Genomic DNA, 1,530 nt, shown 5'->3' on the forward strand with positions numbered 1-1,530 from the left:
CATTACTACAGAAACGAATGATGTAGGAATTCTGGTAGATGTAAATAATGGGACGATTGAAAACTCCTACACGACAGGTGCTATCAAGGGACAGTCGACTGTCGGAGGCCTAGTTGGCTATTCAAACGGAATAATTAGAAACAGTTATTCAACCGCCAATGTAAAAGCAAATGAAAAACAAGCGGGTGGTTTGGTTGGGATTACAAACCGTGGAAGTATTACAGAAAATGTATATGCAACTGGTACTGTAACAGCAGGAGCAAGCAATGCAGGTGGAATCAGTGGTTACGCCTATGGTGATACAGTGATACAGAACAGTGCTGCATTGAATACTTCAGTAATTACGACTACCGCAGCTAATAGAATTGTAGGAAGAGTGTTGGCTGGTGAAAAGGCGGAATTAGAAAATAACATCGCAAAAGAGAAGATGATTGTCAGCAAAGAGGCAATCACTCAGGAAAATCCAAATAATGAAAAAGGTCTTGGTAAGAGTGAAGATGCCATTAAAGATCAAGCAACGTTTGAAGATCTTGACTGGGATTTTAATCACGTATGGACGTGGGATGAAAACGCAGATCGACCTATATTAATAGGGAATAAAGAACTTACGGAAAACAATGGGGCAGGAAAACCATCATTGGATCAGGATGAAAATGGATTCTACATGATCAGAACGGCGGAAGACCTTAAGCAAATAGATGATTATTTAAATGAAAAGTATACTTTGGAAAATGATATTGATTTGACAGGAGAAGTGCTAACACCATTTGCTGTTGATGCACCATTTATGGGAACACTTGATGGTAACGGGAAAAAGCTGATCAATTTCAAATCAACTTCAGGTGCGCTTATTCATTTAAATGGTGGAACTATCCATAACATCGCGATGGTGAATGTAGATGTAACCGGAGAAAACGGCGCTTCTCAAACTGGTGTACTAGTGAATCTTAACAATGGAACGATCGAAAATAGTTATTCGACAGGTAAAGTAACTGGGGCCAATACAGTAGGTGGATTAGTTGGTTACTCAAATGCTGTAATACGAAATAGTTACTCCAACGCAGATGTATCGGCAACTGGGAGTCAAGCTGGTGGACTGGTAGGTATCACGAATTCTGGAAGTTTGACAGAGAATGTGTATGCTACTGGTAAAGTGAGTGCCACTAAGAGTAATGCAGGTGGTATTTCCGGATATGGTTACAACAATACAGCTGTGAAAAATACGATTGCATTAAATGGAACTGTAACATCTCCTTATGCGAATAGAGTCGTCGGTCGTATATTAAGCGGACATACGGCAATTTTGGAAAATAACTTTGCCTATAATGGATCGATCGTTAATGTGGAAAAAACAAAAGAAAATGCTGGATCCAGTGTGTCAGGATTAAGTAAAACAAAAGAAGAAATCGAAACGATTGAGACGTACAGTGAGTTATTAGGTTGGGATTTTGAAACGGTTTGGAAATGGGATGAAACATTAAAACGTCCTGTATTAAAGTAATCAATTGTTCAGTTCAGCGGGAAGTAATC

General features: G+C 39.2%; 1 protein-coding gene. It reads left to right on the plus strand.

Features of this window, described 5'->3' with window-relative positions; genetic code table 11:
* On the plus strand, positions 1–1,501 hold a 1,501-nt coding region (locus AC1DSL_RS18055; protein ID WP_477533302.1), incomplete at its 5' end, for a GLUG motif-containing protein.
* Positions 1,502–1,530: the final 29 nt, after the last annotated feature.

This window comes from Paenisporosarcina sp. P4_D4, assembly GCF_056401835.1.